The sequence below is a fragment of the Marinomonas algarum genome (genome assembly GCF_020532605.1).
Taxonomy (GTDB): domain Bacteria; phylum Pseudomonadota; class Gammaproteobacteria; order Pseudomonadales; family Marinomonadaceae; genus Marinomonas; species Marinomonas algarum.
Map to the genome: position 1 here is coordinate 24,968 of NZ_JAJATW010000023.1, position 16,756 is coordinate 41,723.

Consider the following 16,756-nt stretch of genomic DNA (forward strand, 5'->3'; position numbering starts at 1 on the left):
TTTCATTTTGACATTGTCAAGATTAGCCGCTCTAATCGTAGGATGAATACATCAAAGAAAAATTACCACCATGGCGATTTAACCGCCTCCTTACTCAATGCCGCTTCTCAAATTATCGAAGAACAGGGGGTAGAGGGGTTAAGTATGCGCAAGCTAGCCGATACCGTTGGCGTCTCTCGAACAGCGCCTTATCATCATTTCAAAGACAAAAATGCCCTATTATGTGCTTTGGCAGAAAAGGGATTCCAACAGCAGGCTCAACGATTGTTAGCACTACGAACCCAGAAAGAGGGTGCGAGCGTTCAGCTTTTCGCCGCTTATGTTCATCAATATTTAGACGATGCCATTCAGCATAAAGAAACTTACGACCTTATGTATGGCCGAACTTTGTGGAAAACAGGCAAGCCGAATGCGTCTCTAAAAGTAGCGTCCAAACACACTTTTAAATGCTGGATAGATTGGGTAGAAGTGTTACAAAAAGACAGCGTTCTCCCCAGTGATAACACACCACTGAGGATTGGCCAAACCACATGGGCAAGCCTACATGGACTGGCTCGCCTGTTTATTGATGGTATTTATTTGGATCAGTCTGATTTGACCCAAATGAAAGAGCAAATGATCCGACAACTTTGCGTTTCTCACTTACCCTGCACTTAAATTGGCACGCGCATTGGACATAGATTGCTCCTTGCGCAAACGTCGAATGTCTCGATGACTTAAATGCAAGAGCGGTAGAATAACGAACAAAGAACCAATGAATACACCGAAGTCTGGCGTTTCTCCAAACCACCACCAACCAATTAAAAAGGCAAAAATTAATCCAGAATATTCTGCGCTGGTCACTTGGCTAGACGCAATATAACGGTACCCTACCAAACAAGCCAAACTGTATGAAATGGAGCACACGGATGATAACGCAGCAAAAATCAGCAGATCTGGATCAAATGCAGCGCCTTCCCACCATGCTAATGCACCGGCCGATGGCAGTGCAAACAACTGGGTAATACACAAACCGTAGAGCATACTTTGCTCTTGCGGGATTTTTTTTATCAATAAACTGTTTGCTGCCAATACCACAGCAAAAAGCACAGCACTGATCATACCGGATGTGATTTCTGTCGGCCTTAGAATGATCAAGATACCCAAAAAGCCCAGTAAAGAGGCTGAAATTGCGTGAATACTTAAACGCTCTTTATAGAAAAAAGCACCGAGCAACATAATAAAAATAGGCGCTGTATAAAACACCGCATTGGCAGTCGCCAACGGCAAAGAAGCCAGAGATATCGTCAATAGCACACCGGCCAACACCCATAGATTGCCTCGAATGAAGTGCAACTTCATACCAATCAAAGCTGTGTTTTTATCCATACGCTGATATTTCACCATCGCAATGGGGCACAAGATACTGCACATAAACACCACACGAAAAAAGGTGAGCTGAAAAACCGCGACGTCTGGACCTGCCATTTTGATAAAAACATCGCACAGTGTGGCAAAAAAGCTGCCTAATACCAGTACTAAAATAGCACTGCTGACGGTACGACCTGACATTGTATTACTCCTATTTGTGTGTTCATTTTGTCGTAGTCTAATCCGTTCTTTTTATTAGATAAAATGATATATTTAATTTTAGTATTAGTTATTTGGATAGTTAGTGATGCTCCCTCCCCTAAAAGCTTTACCTGTTTTTGAAGCCGTTGCGCGACTGAACAGTTTCTCTTTGGCAGCCAATGAGTTAAACGTCAGCCAAAGTGCTGTCTCTCACCAGATTCGTATCTTAGAAAATCACTTAGGTGAGAGTTTATTTCAACGCCAAGGCCGTCGACTTGAGTTGACCCGAGAAGGACGACAGTATTTGGACAGCATCAGTCATTCGCTCTCTCAGATAGAAGAAGCGACAAATCGCATGAAAGGCTTGCAAAAAACACAAATTCGACTGGCGGTATACAGCTCTTTTGCGGTGTATTGGCTGATTCCACGCTTACCAGAATTGCAGTATTTACACCCTGATTTGGAACTCAGTATTGAAATGACTCACGGTAAACCGGATTTATCAGACCGAACGGCTGACTTTTTCATTACAACTGAAAGGGAAAAAAGAGGTTTTGTGTTCGAGCATTTTTATCGAGAAGAACTCTTCCCAGTATGCAGCGCTCGATATTTAGAAACGATTAAGGCAAAACTTGGGGTTAACACCGAATATGACCTGACACGGTTACTCACAGACCGTCCTGAGCTATTGGCACAGTTCCCATTGATTACGTCATACAGTATTTATGAACGGCACACAGAAGATTGGCGCAACTGGTTTGATAACCTGGGTCTTGCCATGCCTTCACAGGTCCAGTTTCATCGCTTTAGTCATCTCATGTTGGCCTACGAAGCAGCAAAACACTCTCTAGGTATTGCCTTGGTTAATGACTACATGATGAGTGAAAAAAATGAGGAATCTCCCCTTTTTAAGTTTCCAAACAGCGCCTTTAAAACCAAAGTGAATTTCTATCTTGCGTTTAAAGAGAGCCGACGTCACGAAGACGCCATCATGCGACTGCACAGATGGCTGGGGAAAGAGGCACAAATACTTCCAAAAGCGCCATAGTAAAAATACAGCGCCACTGCAGGATGCGTTAACTTCTTACCTTGGTTCGCTCTGGATCGTAAAAAGGTAAGCTGGTGACCGTGGCTTTAATACGCTTTTTATGTCCATCCAACTGACCTATCTCCAACTTTGTACCCACCTCGGCAAAGTTAGGAGCCAACCTACACATAGCAATCTGTCCTTTTAATAAAGGCGATATCATGGCGCTGGTAACAACACCGACGGGAAAGCGTCCATTAAAAACAGAATCGCCATGATGTACTCTATCGTTGCCTTCAATGCACAGACCAATAAGGCGTTTGCGACTAGCAGGTGTTTGCTGCTCAATCGCACTCCGGCCGATAAAATCCTCTTCTTGTGTTTTTAAAGGGGTTGTAAAACCAATGCCCGCTTCAAATGGATTGGTTTCCGGGCAAAATTCATGATCAGCAAAAATCAGTCCTGCCTCTATTCTCAGCATGTCCAATGCATCAAACCCTAATGGGGCGATGTCAAACGCTGCCCCCGCTTGCCAAATAGCGTCCCAAATACTGGGGGCATGATCCGGGTGACACCATACCTCAAACCCCAACTCCCCTGTGTAACCTGTTCTAGACACCATTAATGGCAGCCCTGTTGGTCCACCAAGTCGCCCAACGAGAAAGTGAAACCATTTCAGATCGACAAAATCAGGTTGATGTTCAGAGGTCCAAATAAGCTTTTCTAACAATTCTCGGCTACGTGGACCTTGTACAGCAAGGTTGTGAATTTGATCCGTCGATTCTCGAACCGTCACGTTTAACCCCGTTTTTTGAGCCAATTCTCGTAACCAGATAGCGCTATAAGAATCGCCACAAATCCAACGAAAAGCTTGTTCACCTAAACGAAATAAGGTGCCATCGTCGATCATACCGCCTGTTTCATGGCACATTGCCGAATAGACAATTTCACCCACAGCAACTCGTCGAACATTACGGGTTAGAGCAAGCTGAAGGAAATCTTCTGCATCAGGACCAATAATTTCTAACTTTCGTAAAGGTGACAAATCAATCATAGCAACGCGCTCACGACACGCTAAATACTCGGCTTTTGCTCCCCAATTTTGATACTCGGACGCTACCCAATAACCACGATATTCAATGAATTTTTTGGTTAGTAATGCTGTGCGAGGGTGAAAGCCAGTTTGTTTGGTCATACGAGGTAACTCCTCTGGGGTCAGTCGGTATCCTATGGAACGGGGAAAATCGCACTCAGCACTGTAAATACGTATGTGTATATCCGTTGGGCGCCAACCATTAGCCGCATCGACATCGTCTGAGCAGGATGTGGAAACACAAAGAAGGTCTCGGGTTGCTCGTAACAATACGTAGTCGCCCGCTCTTGAAAAAGGCTCAGCAAAGCCAATATCACCGCAGTCGCTGGCTTCTGTATTGAAAAAGAAATTAATGGCTGGCCAGCCAAAGCGTGGAGCAACGCCTGTTCCTTGCAGTGCTTGGTTTATATTGTCGGTGCAATTGGCATGGTCAAAATAGCCACTGTCTTCATAGACTTTAGCGTTACAAGCGTATAAAAAACTATCATGATGGCCCACGGTATCCTGCACCAACTCAAGCATTGTTTGCTGATAAGGATCACAGAATTTTGAATACAAACCAGGCGTTGGCATGCTTCGACTCATGGCACTGCGTGTTCCAACTTCATCCAACATGATTTCTTTACCTTGTTCCAACGCTTCCTGATCAAATGCAATAAAATCGGAACATTGCTTGCCTTCCACATCCATGACTTGTATCCATTCACCCGCTTTTACTTGGTAACGGGTCGCACTGGAATGAGGAATTCTAAACTCTCGATCCACTACCGTCAGTGGCGCAGGTAAGTCACTCCATGCACCGCATAGCACCGAGTGGCAAACTTGTAACTCTGTGACCGGCTGTTGTGCATCAACGGTCATGTCTTCTCCGGTACATAAAACAATTAAGGTAACGTCTTGATCAAAAGAAAGTCTTGGCAAATTGTCGGCTTCAAAGCAAAAAGCCTTGTCAAGATGAGCTGTCGTCACCTCCCACTCAGCGAGTTTTTGCCATAATGCTTTAGCACTGACGCTTTTTATTGCGAGTTGCGCCAAGGTATTCTGCGCTCGCGTTGGGCTGAGGCCGCCAAAGCCCTCCATAATGCCCCCTTCTGTTAATGCCAAAAGTTCGCAGCCTTGCTGGCCATCAAAGGAGCTTATGTCGACATAGTCGCCTTTTCGTATTCTTAATCGCAACGCATCTTGCCCTGATACACGGTAAAACTGATGGCTGTTTTTTGACTCAAGAAGCGAATCCTGTTGCTTATTCATAGTGCCACTCCAAACAATATGTACGCTAAAGAGTACTGGCTGATGAACCCAAATATTGGACAATTCAAGTGCAGTACATTCAGTAAAAGGACACCATTGGTGCGATTGACCACGGCCAAAGCAACGACCACATAGGTTCCTCACAGTGAAAAAATTTTACCTACAGTGCTTTTTTGTACAATTGTCAGAAAGGAGTATGTCTTAGGGAGTAACCCGCCAAAATGCCTTGAATAAAGAGCGAATTGGCACACTACCTGCTTTAAATTATTCACCTAGCATGATGTTAGTAAGCTTGATGAATGCACCTTAACTCAACCAGCACAATGAGCGTTGAGCTTGTATTTTTTCTTAAGCTATTTTTATAAGCCAGATGGTTATATATATTTATGGCAAACTCTTTTTCCACGTGGTTATACAGAATTCCTAGTCTTTTCACTAAACAGAAGACATGCCATCCGGCAGCCATAGAGTTTGATGTTGCATCATTGATTATGGATATGGCGGTGACAATCGATATTGATGAGACTCTTAGGCAGGCTTTAACACAATGGCAAATCGTCACAAAAGAAACGCTTAATGCCGATTTGTATATCGTGTCGCCAAGTAGCACAACTGCTTCTATGCGTTTATTGCACGCCAACCAACTCACACCTTCTCCAGATTTATTACAGCAACTGCATTACCAGTTGGCGACGCAAACAAAAATACCCAGTACAACCAGTGATCAAGGAACTTTATCAGCAGATGGTCGTGTGTATTTCCGCAAAATTATCGCTTCAGCTTGCGTACCACCCATCGTCATTTCACGGCACACACAACAAGAAATGGCATCAACCGAAGAAAGTCATAACGCTCTGTCAGCGGTTTGGCTAATGTTAACCTTTGAGCAAGCCGTTTCTGATAAAAAACACATTAGATCGAGCTTACAGCCATTGATCCGCTCACTGTCACAAGGTTGGACCGTTTGGCGTCAACATCAGGCTCAGTTGCACAGAGCAACAGCATCAGCCCATTCTAGCCATGCCAATGAACTGCATGACACGCTCGCTCAAACCTTAGGGTATCTCCGGCTTAAATCCTGTCAATTAGCCGAGTTATGTCATGACCAAAAAACGAGAGACATGAGTGAAGACATTGCCACACAGGTAAAATTAGCGTACCGCCAGTCCAGAGACCTGATATCGATGTCCCGATTGGACTTGCCGCCGGGCACCCTAATTGATGCCCTGTTGCAAGCCATCGAAGAGTCAGAACAACGCTCTAGTATTGTCTTTGAGGTAGATAACCGCGTTAGCCGTACAACAACGACAACAGATGACATTCAAGTTCTATATATTGTAAGAGAAGCACTCAGCAACCTGATACGCCACTCCCAAGCCACTCATGCTAGATTAAAAATCTTAGCGACCACCCAGCAAGAAATCACCATCCTTGTTGAAGACAATGGCATTGGCCTTCAGGCAACACCTTCGAAACAAGGTCACTTTGGTCTACGTATCATGGAAGAGCGCGCCAATAAGATTCCAGCGACACTCTCTGTTTTACCTCGCAAAGAAGGCGGTACACAGGTCAAGTTAACGATTACGGGGAACAAATCATGACAGCGACTAAACTCATAAACGTCATTGTTGTTGATGATCACCCGCTTTTTCGTCGTGGGGTTGTGGATTTACTCAACGAGCACCCTGACTTTCAGGTCACTGCAGACTTTGATGATGGTCATGAATTTCTACAGCATACTAACCTGTTACCAATCGATCTTGTCTTGATTGATTTGCACATGCCGAAGCTCTCTGGTTTGGCATTACTCAAGGCAATAAAAACTGATAACGATTCAAATAATACAAAAAAAGATCCATTAAAAGTCGTCATCATTACCGCTTCAGATGATAGTTCGGAGTTTTTCAGTGCCATCGCTGGCGGAGCCGATGGTTATCTACTCAAAGACTCCGATCCTAATGATATTATCAGCAAATTACACAGCGTCATTGAGGGTAATATTGCACTTAGTCCAACAGGTGTTACGCGACTGGCAAGGCATATGTCAAAAGACATTGACACTCTTATGAGCACACCCTATCAACCCACGAATGAACAAACCACTATTGAAAAAACAGTGTCTGAGAAAAACACCGCCGTCATGAATAATTCTTCAACAAGCACACTGAATCTGACAGAAAGGGAGCGACAGACCTTAAAACTTATTACCTACGGTATGAGCAATAAGTTGATTGCTAGGGAATTAGGCATCAGTGACGGTACTGTCAAAGTGTATGTCAAAAATTTGTTACGCAAACTTAATCTTAGTTCACGACTTGCCTTAGCGGCTTGGGCTCATGCAAATGCTGACTTCCCTTTGGAATAAACTGTTAAGGCAAATAAGCAAGCTGCTGGTTGTGAATCAAACGCCTAACGTACACGCACCATACCGTCAGGTACTGGATCAGCTGTCTGATGCGGTGGTTATACTCGATCACTCTCTCTGCGTTATGTACGCCAACCGACGCTGGCAGCGTTTGTCCAGCCATTCAAAAAATACATCATCAGATTATTTTATTCATTATTTACACCCTGATGATCATCAGAAGTGGCAAAGAGCAGTCAGACTTACCCACCAACATGGGGAATACATTGAACTTTTGATAAGACTGCTGATACCAGGTATGGACATAAAATGGGGAGAAGTTCGTATTCAAGAGATTCACTCGCACAATACGTCTTTTATTACCGTCACAATTCGAGACGTCACTCAACGCATACAAGAAGAGAATATCAGCAACGCAAAGCACCGAAACCTCACTTGCTTGGTTGAGCGAATGCCCGCCATATTGTATCGCGGCAGAAACAATCACAGCTGGTCTATGGAGTACATCAGCGAAGGATGTGAGGATTTAATTGGCTATCAACCAAACCAACTTATCAACCAACCACAACTTAGTTTTGGGGATTTAATTCACCCTGAAGACGCCGAAATAGTCTGGCAGAATGTCCAGTCTTCCTTGCGAGAATATCGTCGTTTTGAATTGCATTATCGGCTAAAAAACAGGAAAGGCCACTACTTAAATGTGATTGAAAAAGGACAGGGTATTTACTCAACAACAGGAGAAATATTAAGTATTGAAGGGGTCATTGTACAAACATTGTAAAGAGGAAAAAATCCTCAAAGATCACTTTTACCTATCATCATTTTTACCGTATTTTCTCAACCCTTCATACTACCTCTTTTTGTGTATTCTTTCGTGGGTGTTTAAGAGTTCTTAAATTATTGTTATCCTTATGTTATTCATGAAAAAAGAGAATCAAGTCGCAACTAACTTATAGTACGGAGAAAAGCATGACACAACGCATTGCCATTATTGGCGCAGGTCCAAGTGGTCTCGCTCAATTACGAGCCTTTCAATCAGCTGAATCAAAAGGTGACGTAATCCCTGAACTAGTATGTTTCGAAAAACAAAATGACTGGGGTGGGCAGTGGAATTATACGTGGCGTACAGGATTAGATGAAAATGGTGAGCCTGTTCACAGTAGTATGTACCGCTATCTTTGGTCAAACGGACCTAAAGAATGTCTAGAGTTTGCAGATTACAGTTTTGAGGAGCATTTTGGTAAGGCCATCGCTTCCTACCCACCAAGAGAGGTCTTGTGGGATTACATCAAGGGGCGAGTAGAAAAAGCGGGGGTTCGCAAATACATCCGCTTCCAAACAGCAGTACAAAACATCACGTTTGATGAAACAAGCAAGCAGTTTACTGTCACAGTACATGACCATAATAAAGATGTGGTTTACTCTGAAGTTTTTGATCAAGTCATTGTTGCATCAGGCCATTTCTCTACACCAAGAGTCCCTTCTTTTGAAGGTTTTGAAACCTTTGGTGGACGCATTCTACATGCTCACGATTTCCGTGATGCGCTTGAATTTAAAGATAAGGATTTACTGATCGTAGGCAGTAGCTACTCTGCAGAAGACATCGGTTCTCAATGCTACAAATATGGCGCTCGCTCTATTACATCGTGTTATCGTTCTGCCCCAATGGGTTACAAGTGGCCTGAAAACTGGGAAGAAAAGCCGTTACTTACCAAGGTTGATGGTGATACCGCCTACTTTATTGATGGCACATCTAAAAAAGTTGATGCCATCATTCTCTGTACCGGCTATTTGCATCATTTCCCTTTCCTAGAAGAGTCTTTACGCCTCAAAGCAGACAATCGCCTATGGCCATTGGATCTATATAAAGGCGTTGTTTGGGAAAATAACACACAACTTTTCTACCTTGGCATGCAAGACCAGTGGTACACATTTAATATGTTTGATGCTCAAGCTTGGTATGTTCGTGACATCATTATGGGGAAAATCGCTCTACCAGAAACAAAACAGGAAATGACCGACAACAGTCTGGCTTGGCGTGAAAAAGAATTAACACTTGAAACAAATGAAGAGATGTTTACCTTTCAAGGCGATTATATTCTTGAACTAATTGAGGCAACAGATTACCCCACTTTTGATATTAAGGGTGTTAATAAGACATTTCTTGAATGGAAAAACCATAAGAAGCAAGACATTATGAACTTTCGTAATTACTCCTATCGTTCATTAATGACAGGAACTATGTCTCCACCACATCATACACCTTGGATTGATGCATTAGATGATTCGTTAGAATCTTATCTATCAAATTCATAGTTAAACCTGCTAATTAAAAAATGGCCATATATTGGCCATTTTTTATTTCATGATAAAAATTCAATCACTACACAGTGTAATTATCTTCTTATATCTTAATAATAAAATTATATTTTATATATCAAAAATAAACCTGTAGCTTGCTTTATAAGCATTACATGAAGATGTAAACATTCTTTACTACTCACCCAATAAAGATTTAAGCCGTATTGTAAGTACACCTCACATCATAAAAATCATTACATCTACTTCCAGCAATACTCCTTTATTATCACTGAATAGAGTAAAAAAAAGGCCGCAAATATTGCGGCCTTTTGATATTACAAGTATTTATTGATAATCAATATATGTCTTGTTTTCATGTACTACACTAGCAACTATAATTCCGACAGTCACAAGCACTGATAACGTTAATATAATAGACATCATAGTTGGATTATTCGCAAACGTAAAGTAAGCTGTAGCACCTTCCCATGAAGTAATTGGACTCGCATTCATAGTATTTCTCCTTGTTGTTTTTTAATTAATTAAACAGTCGCTGTGGCAATCGGCTCTACAGGTGCAGAAATAGGTGTTGGTGTATGACTTTTAGACGATGGATTAGATTCTGGATATGCCTCTAATGGTACTTCTACTAAATCAAGACCAGCTACCTCTGCTTTAGGTGGCACACGCAACACACCCATTTTTGCCATGACAAAAGACAAGCCGTACCCTGGGATAAAGCCTAATAAAGCCATCACGACGGCACTCATTAACTGACCTGAGAAAGAAATATTTGGTGTACCTTCTGCTATATTTGGAAAACCACTAAACACACCTAATGCCACAATACCAATGAAGCCACCCATACCATGGACAGCAAACGCACCAACAGCATCATCTAGCTTAAATCGTTTGGTTAAGAATCTATCGGTCAATGGTGCAACCATGCTGGCAAACATACCAATTAAAAAGGCAAGTGGGGGATAGTATAAGTCTAGGCCCGGTGCACAAGAAACAACCCCTACCAATGCGCCCGACATCATCCAAAATGGCTGACGGGTAATAAAGTAAGCGCCGATAATACCACCGGAAGCGGCCATCAAGGTGTTAAAACTCACTGCAGACAGTGTGACTGGCGTCCCGAAAATAGTCGTCCATTGACCACTTCCCATATAAATCATACAGCCGCCAAGGAAGCCAAAAAAGCCAACAATAATCAGCATTAGACCAATCACCGTCATCGGCATATTATGACCTTTGATGTCAACTGGAGTACCATCTTCCGCAAATCGGCCAAGACGAGCACCCAAGTTAATCGTCACACCCAGCGCGAAGAACCCTGCTACCATATGGACACAACCTGCTGCACCAAAGTCATGGAAACCCCACTGAGTCGTTAACCAGCCATCAGGATGCCATCCCCATGATGCAGCCAAAATCCAAACGGCAGAACCTAAAATGATTGCCAGAATCAAAAAAGAGCTCATGCGAATACGCTCGATAACGGCACCCGAAAACACGGACGCTGTGGTCGCAGCAAAGAGCACAAACGCTCCCCAGAAAATACCACTGGCACTGTCTGATAAATTCGGCCCCATTGAGGTCGCCCAAGGCAAACCTCCTGCTCCTGCCTCAAAATCTGGTGTAAAACCATTGTACATGGCCAAATAAATCCACCACCCAAAGAAAAAGAACGTTGGAATAATAAAAGCAAAGGCTAATATATTCTTAACACCAGACGCCAATGTATTTTTTAGACGCGATGCGCCCATCTCATAAGCTAAAAAGCCAACATGGATAATGACCATAAAAGCGGTACACCACCAATAAAAGACTTCCATATTAATTGTCGTTGTCATCTCAATCAGAGACTGCAACTGTTCGATCGTTGGAGCTGTTGGTTCCATTACACATACCTCTTAAGCAATTGTTTATAGGGTTTTGTGTTGCTTTTCTATTTCGCTATCATTGTGATGCATTAAATAAAAATTCACTTTAGTAATTTTTATTTCCCATCAAGAAAAGCATTTTTTATGCCAACTAAATAAAACTCATATCTTTCAATATGTTAAAATTAATACACCTACTATAATCGTAAAATAAGGAAGAATTTATTATTTGATGATCGATTATGGACAAAAAGCTTGACTGCATTTGAAAAACTGATCAAATTGTGTGCTTTTTAATGAGGTAATATTGTCGAAAAAAACCGCCTAAAAAGACGGTTTCAAAAGATAGCATGATGTGATTTTTAAAAAACTATTTATCAAATTGAGACAAATAGTCAACAACAAGAGGATGGAAGCGAGTTAATCCTTTGTAGTCAATAAGTGGTTTAGGTAAGGTTTTCATGGCTCTATGCATACGTTTAGCCCATTCAATATTCGTAGAAATATCTTCTAAGCTAATAAGGTATGTTCGAATACTAAACAAAAGAGCATTACTACGTGGCATACGATCCATTACTTGTAACTCCACTCGTAAATAGACCTTCTGTGCTACATTCTCTGCTGTAACACTGGTTCGTTCATGTCCCCAACTTGGGTATGTTTCCGGTGAAGTGTCCATACGAGCATTAATCGTTAACGTCCAATTTAATCGACGCGCTGGGCTACCCACTGGAATAGCGGTTAGATACTTTAATGCTCGCTCAAAAATACCTGCATTATGAGCTAAAGGAACGGGACCATGCCATTCACTAAAACTCATTCCAGCATCAAATGCTAACGACCAATCAGCTGGGCAAGTAATCATGCCGGCATCCATAAATAAATCATTATCTCGTTGATCTAAAAGTGCAAAGTCTCCTTGAACTTGGCGCCCTATATAATCGAGAGGCGGCATAGGCAACGTACTATCATCACCAAAAGTGAAAGTATCAGTAATATTCAGTAATTTATTTTCCCAGCACCACTCATTATCACTTCTTTGCAAAACAAAGTAACTTGGGTAATCTTCTGATAAAGACACCATCATTCTTTCTAGAAAATCCCACCCCGCAAGAGTCATGTGTTCCATAGACAAACAACGAGCGGGCGTCTCTTCTAGTACAATGGCTCTTTCTGCCATTTCAGATAAGTAATGCTCATCTATATCAAGGAAATGCTCATAAACTGATCCTTCCCCCCCTTTTGGAGTGTGTGATTCAATATTGACACTGTAACGGTATTCGTCTTCTACAAAGGGAAAAGGGAAACGTTTTATCGCTTCACTACTATTTGTATACGTAAAATCATTTCGAAAACTCTGCACTGGCTTAGGTGCTACTCGCATGACATGGTTACTCCTAAAGGTCGATGACAATTCGTTCATTGGTGATACGAGATACACAAGGCATAATTACCTTGCCTGATGACTTCTCTTTTTCAGACAAGTAGTTATCACGATGCTCTATGTCACCGCCCTCCACCATACAAAGACATTGCCCACAGACTCCGGCACGACATAAACTTGGTACAGCAATCCCTGCCGTTTCCAACGCTTCCAACATCGTATCTTGCTCACTCACAGACACTAGTTGCCCACTTGATTTAACCTCAACTTGAAACGGTGTACCGGGTTTTGGGGATGCAAAAGCTTCAGAGTGAATAACTGACTTAGGAATACCAAGTTCTTTCGCTGCCTGCTCAACCCCCTCTACCAATTTATCAGGCCCGCAGATATAAATATGCGTTCCTAGAGGTTGCTGCTTTAATAGCTCAATCAATACACAACGTTGAGACTTATCTGCATCGTAAGTGGTCAATTTATCACCAAGTAGGTGTCGAAGTTCTTCTTGATAGGCACCTGTTTGCTTACCACGAAATAAATAATGCAACTCAACATCCACTCCTTGGCGTAAAAACTCAGGTAAATAAGACATGAAGGGAGTAATTCCAACACCACCGGCTAAAAGTAGGTGTTTTTTTGCTTTCCAATGCGGTGCAAACAAATTTAAAGGCGGTGTAATATATAATTCATCACCCTCTTTCACTTGCTCATGCATGAAAACTGAACCTCCACGGGAATCATCTTGGAGACGAACAGCTATTTTATACTCATGGGCATTCGCAGCATCACTCAGCAATGAATAAGCATTTCGGTAGGTTTTGCCTGCTCCTTCCATCACAACCATAGTGTGAGAACCCGGTGAAAAGTGAGGTAAAGCGCAACCCATTCCTATAAAAGTAAATTCTCGGATGGTCGGTGCTACTCGATGTATCTCAGCAACCTTAACTTTTAATTGACTACTGCTCATCTCCTTAACTCCTTTATTTCAGGGATATCATTAGGATCTTCTGCATTCACCTGATAGCTAAAGTAAGCACCATGTCGTTTTGAAAAGTGATCGCTCACATACAGTAGACGCTCACACTGACGACACTCTGAGACTGTCTTGTTGACTCCTTCAGTAATCGTAAAACAGTGAGGACAAAAAATGTCGCGATTGTTTGTGACTGGAGGCTGCATGATAATTTGTTGAGGATCCATTCCCAGCTCTAAAAGAACGCGATAAATACGCCACAAAAAACCTTCGCTTCCTTCAAGGTATGCTCGACTTGACAAAGTCATAAAAGACAGTTTCTGAGGTAGACTATCAATGAACCCCCCCATTTTTTGGCACTTTACTAAACTATCGGCTGCACTTTCAGTCTGAATATTTTGATGATCAGAAATGATACATACCAAGCTTTTTTTTGGACACTCACTATGTAGGTACATAGATTGTTGCTGTTCCGATACGCTGCCCTCACAAATAAAGAGGTTATTATCCGAAAGCGGAACAACCGATTTCACTTGATCATATATAGGACGACTAACCACTCTTGACGACACATCAGGTTCCATTATGACTCCCCTTCTCATAACTTTATGATGAGTAAAATAACGTAGATGCCTTAAAAACAAAGAGAGCCACTAAACTTAAAGTCTAGTGGCTTCTTATTACCAGCCTTTAACCGTACGTTTTTTCTTCTCTGGATCATCAAATGGCAAATTGTGGGTTACAGCAGATACCTCAAGACTCCCTTTTATCTCTACCGCTTTACCATGTTGAGCGAAATCTACCATTACTCTAGCAATAGCCATCGACTTACCGGTCAACGTTGAGTACATACCACAGGTAACCACTCCAATTTCTTTACCGTCTGACCAAAGTGTATCGCCCGACTTTGACGCGATATTGCCTTCCAAAAGCACACCAAATATTTTAAAACGCTCCTTTCCTTTTAATCGAAAATGATCTGGTGCACCACGAAACTCTGTTTTATCTTTTGATACCGTGAAGTCAAGACCAAGTTCCCACAGAGTATCTCCTGCAGGATCGTTTTCAAAAGCAAAGGTTTCCGAATTATCATCAGGAAAGAACAATAAAGAACTCTCAACTCGAAGCATATCTAGCGCTAGAAAAGCACAAGGAATAATACCAAAAGGCGCTCCCTTCTCTAAAATGGTGTCCCAAAGCAAGCCAACATCTGCAGCTTTACAAAAAATTTCATAGCCTCGCTCTCCTGTATAGCCGGTGCGAGAAATCATCACAGGGCAACCAAATAAACGGCTCTGTATGTGATGAAAATAGGGGAGGTTTTCAATACCCTCAACGTGTTCAGATAAAAACTTGACTGCTTCTGGGCCTTGCAATGAAATATCATGCAAATCATCATCAAATAACACAGCAACTTGACGACCCTGCGCTGAGCGCACCAGCATTTCATGACCAATGCCGGCACCGTGAACAACCATAAAAGCGTTAGGGCCTGTTCTGTAAACAATACAGTCGTCAACAAACTTGCCACTTTCATTCAGCATTGAGGCATATACAGATTTACCTGGATACAGTTTTGATATGTCTCGTGTCATTGCGTAATCAAGCAAGCTTTCCGCGTGAGGACCAACGTAATGTACTTTTTTGAGACCGGAGACATCCATGAGACCAGCTTTCGTTCTAATCGCTTCATAAGATTTAGAAACGTCATTACTGTAAGTCCAAGGGGTGGCTAAACCATTCCAATCCTCTAGTTTAGAACCTAATTGTCTGTGCCTTTCAGCCAGTGCTGAATAACGCCAAGATGTTGCCATGCTCTACTCCCTCAAGTATTAACCTTCATTTATGGTTTGACCAAAACATTCTTTATAGGGCTTCCAAATGGCTCTTTACATAAAGATTCATTAAAAACACCATAAGGAATATTAATTTCTTTTAAAGAAAGCAAAATGCTTGCCAAGCCCATTCTTAAAAAGAATTTTAATTTCTTAAAGGTTAAGCCAATGATAAATCGATACTTTTGAGAAAAAATATGACTATTTAATAGATACATTAAAGACTGATAGAGCACTTGTGCACTATTAGTACAAAAATCAGCCAAGATTTTGGCAAAAAGCTCAATTAGAGGGCATTTATAATATGAGAGAGGGAGACTTCTGAGAGGTCTTCATATGAGTGACCTCTCATACTTTAAACCTTAAAAGGGTATTTTAGCTTTCACCCATAAGCTGTAGTCCAACAATGCCAGCGATGATCATCAACAAACATACTATTCGAGCTAAGCCTGCCGGCTCTCCCATAAAAACCATTCCAATTATAACAAGAGACGTAGCCCCTATCCCTGTCCATATCGCATAGGCCATACCAACAGGAATGGTTTTCATCGACAAAGACAACAAGAAAAGACTGACAACAATGAGGGTAACACTAAACACTGAAGGCCATAATTTTGTAAATCCGTTGCTATACTTCAAACCAATTGCCCACATACATTCAAGAACACCAGCAATGAACAAGTAATACCAAGCCATAAAATTTTCCCTTTTTGATTTAAGATCGTAATAGAACCACGTTTTCAATATCAAAAATTGTGCCTAAAGTAGAATCCTCAAAAAAATACTTCTTTCCAGAAATTACACTGTATAACTCAAAAGATAAAAGTACAAAAAAAGCCCCAACCTACTATGTAGACTGCTACAGCACTCGGGGCTTTTTTGTAGCGTATTTCTATGGCGCTTATTGAGTATTACAGTGAGGGGTGTGAAGGGTACAAAACGAAAAAAGCCCTGACAGCATAAGCTATCAGGGCTTCTCGTGTTTAAAGCTTGACGACGACCTACTCTCACATGGGATCCCCCACACTACCATCGGCGATGGCGCTTTTCACTTCTGAGTTCGGGATGGGATCAGGTGGTTCAACGCCTC

At 42.0% G+C, this 16,756-nt stretch carries 16 protein-coding genes and 1 rRNA gene; 6 read left to right on the forward strand and 11 right to left on the reverse strand.

The features are described from left to right. Nucleotides 1-42: 42 nt before the first annotated feature. Nucleotides 43-657 (forward strand): TetR/AcrR family transcriptional regulator, encoded by a 615-nt coding sequence (locus LG368_RS13040; protein ID WP_226755168.1) that lies wholly within the window; start codon nt 43-45, stop codon nt 655-657. Here LG368_RS13040 and LG368_RS13045 read toward each other — a convergent pair. Beyond that, a complete protein-coding gene (locus LG368_RS13045) occupies nt 643-1,551 on the reverse strand; it encodes a DMT family transporter (protein ID WP_226755169.1) in 909 nt (302 codons plus the stop codon). The two genes, LG368_RS13040 and LG368_RS13045, sit on opposite strands and share 15 nt — an antisense overlap. Nucleotides 1,552-1,657: 106 nt before the next feature. Here LG368_RS13045 and LG368_RS13050 point away from each other — a divergent pair, with 106 nt between their 5' ends. Then, nucleotides 1,658-2,599 carry a LysR substrate-binding domain-containing protein gene (locus LG368_RS13050; RefSeq protein WP_226755170.1) on the forward strand — a complete coding sequence of 314 codons (942 nt, stop codon included), beginning with the start codon at nt 1,658-1,660 and terminating at the stop codon, nt 2,597-2,599. A gap of 28 nt (nt 2,600-2,627) precedes the next feature. On the opposite strand, the gene LG368_RS13055 is transcribed toward LG368_RS13050, so the two are convergent. After that, complete coding sequence (locus tag LG368_RS13055) at nt 2,628-4,922, reverse strand: DUF1989 domain-containing protein (protein ID WP_226755171.1); 2,295 nt, start codon at nt 4,920-4,922, stop codon at nt 2,628-2,630. Nucleotides 4,923-5,308: 386 nt separating this feature from the next. Between LG368_RS13055 and LG368_RS13060 the strand changes: the two genes are divergently transcribed. From LG368_RS13060 to LG368_RS13075, 4 genes are all read left to right on the forward strand, one after another. Beyond that, a complete protein-coding gene (locus tag LG368_RS13060; RefSeq protein WP_226755172.1) occupies nt 5,309-6,523 on the forward strand; it encodes an ATP-binding protein in 1,215 nt (404 codons plus the stop codon). Then, the gene (locus LG368_RS13065) at nt 6,520-7,287 is read left to right on the forward strand and encodes a response regulator (RefSeq protein ID WP_226755173.1); all 768 of its coding nucleotides are present in this window, start codon (nt 6,520-6,522) and stop codon (nt 7,285-7,287) included. The genes LG368_RS13060 and LG368_RS13065 overlap by 4 nt, the downstream gene beginning before the upstream one ends. After that, a complete protein-coding gene (locus tag LG368_RS13070; protein WP_226755174.1) occupies nt 7,265-8,068 on the forward strand; it encodes a PAS domain-containing protein in 804 nt (267 codons plus the stop codon). Before LG368_RS13065 ends, LG368_RS13070 begins: the two co-directional genes overlap by 23 nt. A gap of 188 nt (nt 8,069-8,256) precedes the next feature. Next, a complete protein-coding gene (locus tag LG368_RS13075) occupies nt 8,257-9,603 on the forward strand; it encodes an NAD(P)-binding domain-containing protein (RefSeq protein ID WP_226755175.1) in 1,347 nt (448 codons plus the stop codon). 330 nt (nt 9,604-9,933) lie between these two features. Here the strand turns inward: LG368_RS13075 and LG368_RS13080 are convergent, their stop codons facing one another. From LG368_RS13080 to rrf, 9 genes are all read right to left on the reverse strand, one after another. Next, the gene (locus LG368_RS13080; RefSeq protein ID WP_226755176.1) at nt 9,934-10,101 is read right to left on the reverse strand and encodes a hypothetical protein; all 168 of its coding nucleotides are present in this window, start codon (nt 10,099-10,101) and stop codon (nt 9,934-9,936) included. Between the two features lie 29 nt (nt 10,102-10,130). Continuing rightward, nucleotides 10,131-11,495: an ammonium transporter gene (locus tag LG368_RS13085; RefSeq protein WP_226755177.1), complete on the reverse strand. Its 1,365-nt coding sequence runs from the start codon at nt 11,493-11,495 to the stop codon at nt 10,131-10,133. A 352-nt stretch (nt 11,496-11,847) separates the two neighbouring features. Then, nucleotides 11,848-12,861, reverse strand: a complete 1,014-nt coding sequence (locus LG368_RS13090) for a heme-dependent oxidative N-demethylase family protein (protein ID WP_226755178.1) — start codon at nt 12,859-12,861, stop codon at nt 11,848-11,850. A 13-nt stretch (nt 12,862-12,874) separates the two neighbouring features. Further along, on the reverse strand, nt 12,875-13,825 hold the full coding sequence (locus tag LG368_RS13095; RefSeq protein ID WP_226755179.1) for a PDR/VanB family oxidoreductase: 951 nt from the start codon (nt 13,823-13,825) through the stop codon (nt 12,875-12,877). Continuing rightward, on the reverse strand, nt 13,822-14,415 hold the full coding sequence (locus LG368_RS13100) for a dimethylamine monooxygenase subunit DmmA family protein (RefSeq protein WP_226755180.1): 594 nt from the start codon (nt 14,413-14,415) through the stop codon (nt 13,822-13,824). Before LG368_RS13100 ends, LG368_RS13095 begins: the two co-directional genes overlap by 4 nt. Nucleotides 14,416-14,511: 96 nt before the next feature. Next, the gene (locus LG368_RS13105) at nt 14,512-15,645 is read right to left on the reverse strand and encodes an aminomethyl transferase family protein (RefSeq protein WP_226755181.1); all 1,134 of its coding nucleotides are present in this window, start codon (nt 15,643-15,645) and stop codon (nt 14,512-14,514) included. 29 nt (nt 15,646-15,674) lie between these two features. Continuing rightward, complete coding sequence (locus LG368_RS13110) at nt 15,675-15,902, reverse strand: hypothetical protein (RefSeq protein ID WP_226755182.1); 228 nt, start codon at nt 15,900-15,902, stop codon at nt 15,675-15,677. Between the two features lie 139 nt (nt 15,903-16,041). Next, nucleotides 16,042-16,362 (reverse strand): DMT family transporter, encoded by a 321-nt coding sequence (locus LG368_RS13115; RefSeq protein ID WP_226755183.1) that lies wholly within the window; start codon nt 16,360-16,362, stop codon nt 16,042-16,044. Nucleotides 16,363-16,654: 292 nt separating this feature from the next. Beyond that, nucleotides 16,655-16,756 (reverse strand): 5S ribosomal RNA (rrf, locus tag LG368_RS13120); the annotation flags it as partial.

What these genes read in the sequence shown, in the direction of transcription:
- LG368_RS13040 (WP_226755168.1), top strand. Translation starts at nt 43, where the DNA reads ATGAATACATCAAAGAAAAATTACCACCATGGCGATTTAACCGCCTCC.
- LG368_RS13045 (WP_226755169.1), bottom strand. Translation starts at nt 1,551, where the DNA reads ATGTCAGGTCGTACCGTCAGCAGTGCTATTTTAGTACTGGTATTAGGC.
- LG368_RS13050 (WP_226755170.1), top strand. Translation starts at nt 1,658, where the DNA reads ATGCTCCCTCCCCTAAAAGCTTTACCTGTTTTTGAAGCCGTTGCGCGA.
- LG368_RS13055 (WP_226755171.1), bottom strand. Translation starts at nt 4,922, where the DNA reads ATGAATAAGCAACAGGATTCGCTTCTTGAGTCAAAAAACAGCCATCAG.
- LG368_RS13060 (WP_226755172.1), top strand. Translation starts at nt 5,309, where the DNA reads ATGGCAAACTCTTTTTCCACGTGGTTATACAGAATTCCTAGTCTTTTC.
- LG368_RS13065 (WP_226755173.1), top strand. Translation starts at nt 6,520, where the DNA reads ATGACAGCGACTAAACTCATAAACGTCATTGTTGTTGATGATCACCCG.
- LG368_RS13070 (WP_226755174.1), top strand. Translation starts at nt 7,265, where the DNA reads ATGCTGACTTCCCTTTGGAATAAACTGTTAAGGCAAATAAGCAAGCTG.
- LG368_RS13075 (WP_226755175.1), top strand. Translation starts at nt 8,257, where the DNA reads ATGACACAACGCATTGCCATTATTGGCGCAGGTCCAAGTGGTCTCGCT.
- LG368_RS13080 (WP_226755176.1), bottom strand. Translation starts at nt 10,101, where the DNA reads ATGAATGCGAGTCCAATTACTTCATGGGAAGGTGCTACAGCTTACTTT.
- LG368_RS13085 (WP_226755177.1), bottom strand. Translation starts at nt 11,495, where the DNA reads ATGGAACCAACAGCTCCAACGATCGAACAGTTGCAGTCTCTGATTGAG.
- LG368_RS13090 (WP_226755178.1), bottom strand. Translation starts at nt 12,861, where the DNA reads ATGCGAGTAGCACCTAAGCCAGTGCAGAGTTTTCGAAATGATTTTACG.
- LG368_RS13095 (WP_226755179.1), bottom strand. Translation starts at nt 13,825, where the DNA reads ATGAGCAGTAGTCAATTAAAAGTTAAGGTTGCTGAGATACATCGAGTA.
- LG368_RS13100 (WP_226755180.1), bottom strand. Translation starts at nt 14,415, where the DNA reads ATGGAACCTGATGTGTCGTCAAGAGTGGTTAGTCGTCCTATATATGAT.
- LG368_RS13105 (WP_226755181.1), bottom strand. Translation starts at nt 15,645, where the DNA reads ATGGCAACATCTTGGCGTTATTCAGCACTGGCTGAAAGGCACAGACAA.
- LG368_RS13115 (WP_226755183.1), bottom strand. Translation starts at nt 16,362, where the DNA reads ATGGCTTGGTATTACTTGTTCATTGCTGGTGTTCTTGAATGTATGTGG.